We start from the raw sequence: 2,101 nt of genomic DNA on the forward strand, positions 1-2,101 counted from the left end.
ATAAAGCAAACAACTCCTTAAAGTTCTCCATACAACCCAGAAAAAAGTGTCCGATCCGTATCGGTAATTGCAGACAACGGTTTTGTGTATGATTAGTTGCGTGGTTAAGCAACTAATTTAGTAAACTTTGACGTACCTGAGAATATTCCGAAGGAATATTCCAGATGAGCACTTACAAAGCAATTAATTATACACGGTGTTGGCAACTGTATTTTTTTTATTCAATATATTTCAGCGTCTTAGATTTTTAGTCTGGGTTTTGCCGCAAACATTTCGGTTTAAATTTCCGCTCAGTTTTTAAATTTCCAGATTGCGAACAATTCGGACGTTTGTATGATTTTTTGCTTTTACACTTAAAAAACAAAAAAAAATCTCCGAAAACTATTCTAGCGTTTTTTTATTCAGTCAATTTTTTTGCGAACTGCTCGGTTTTAATTATTCGCACAGTTTATAATTCCTGCGTTGTAATTTTCAGATTTGGATTTGTCAGAAAACAGCATGTTTAAATTATTCACTCAGCTTATAATTCCAACGTTTTTATTTTATTTTTTACGTTCTGCATTTTATTTTGATGTTATTAAATTCAGCTGTATATTTTAGAATTTTACTTAAATATCTGAAGGCAAAATTTCAAAAGTTAGAACAGGTTTTCGTCTTTTTTATATAGTTGCCAACGTGATTGTGTATGATTAGTGGCGTGTTTCAAGCACTAAAGTTAGCAAATAAAAACCGAATAGAAAATCCGCGAGGATTTTCGTAAGTAGGCGAGAACTAGCCATTAATTATACACGGTGTTGCCATTTCGTTGTTTTTTCTCAGAGTTCAAATTGTCCAGTTAAATTCCGTTTTCAGATTTTTAGCGTTTGAATAAATTCCGTCAGCGTTATATTCCGCTTTATTTTTCAATTCCGTTTGAGTGAGCAATTCCGAAACTTGCTTTATTCCACACACACAATTCGGTTTTGATTAATAATTCAAATAATATTTGTAACAAATTCAATACTTTTTCGTCATACAATTACACTTAAATACTTTACAATATGCGCAATTTTCTAAAATCATTCAAACAAAAATTTATTCAATTTTATAAGTGCGAATTAAAAACCTTTAATAGAATACTTGGAATTAAATAAATAATTCCGATGTGATTCTTATTTCACGTCTGAGTGAGCAATTCCGCATTCAGTACAGTTTTTCAATTCCTATTCCACAATCTTGCTAAAAAATCCGCTGTAATTTTTTATTCCTAATTTGAGTAAAGTTTCAGTGTTTTCTTGTCAAAAAGCGATTTTTATAAACTCTAATTTTTGGATTCAGAGTGCGTTCCGTCAATGAATGGCAACGTTTATGTATATGGAAAGTTGCGTGCTTGAGTGCGAGGATTTTCCGAAGGAAAATCAGAAGCTAGCAAACAAAGCAACTAACATTGTTTAAGCACAAAACAGCAATTTTTTATATACTTTGTTGGGCACAGTTTTTATTTTTTAAGTCGTTTAGTCCAATCAGAGCCAATAATTTTCTCTAAACTTTCTTTCATCTGTTTATTATGTTCAATAAAAACAAGGTCAGATAATTTTTGTAATAATTCAGAATCTTTTTCCGCTCTTTTCACTAACATTTCAGCCGTTTGTTCGTCATTTGCTAACCACTTGATTATTTCGTCAGTTATATTTTCGTAATCAGATTCCGTATTGTCATATAAATTCCGATTGGTATTATCAGTATCAGTTGTTATAACTCCATTTGTGTCAGGTTCATCATAATCTCCTGCAACAACAATTTTATCTCCAGCCCAAACTCCCATAAAAATTTTGTCAGAATTTGGGTTTCCGAAAACTTCGTAAAAGTCGTTTTCCCAATCTTTTCCACTCGAAGTCAATAAGCGTCCTAATACAATTCCATTCAGTCCTTGTCCGATGAAACCAAGTTTGTTATTTTCTCCCAAATCATCAATATCAATAAATTGCTTTTTTGATACATTAACTATTTTAAAATATTGTCCCATTCAGTTTCTCAAATTGTGCCCAACGGAATTGTGTATGGTTAGTTGCGTGGTTGAGCAACTAATTTAGCAAATAAATCACAGATAGAATATTCCGCA

At 31.7% G+C, this 2,101-nt stretch carries 1 protein-coding gene; it reads right to left on the reverse strand.

Annotated elements, in window-relative coordinates; genetic code table 11:
• Positions 1–1,477: 1,477 nt before the first annotated feature.
• Complete coding sequence (locus tag HM984_RS17285) at positions 1,478–2,005, reverse strand: hypothetical protein (RefSeq protein ID WP_179350094.1); 528 nt, start codon at positions 2,003–2,005, stop codon at positions 1,478–1,480.
• Positions 2,006–2,101 lie beyond the last annotated feature (96 nt).

Origin of the sequence: Winogradskyella pacifica (assembly GCF_013403915.1) — a bacterium.
GTDB classification, from domain to species: domain Bacteria; phylum Bacteroidota; class Bacteroidia; order Flavobacteriales; family Flavobacteriaceae; genus Winogradskyella; species Winogradskyella pacifica.

Coding starts and splice junctions, on each gene's coding strand:
- HM984_RS17285 (WP_179350094.1), bottom strand. CDS start 2,005: ATGGGACAATATTTTAAAATAGTTAATGTATCAAAAAAGCAATTTATT.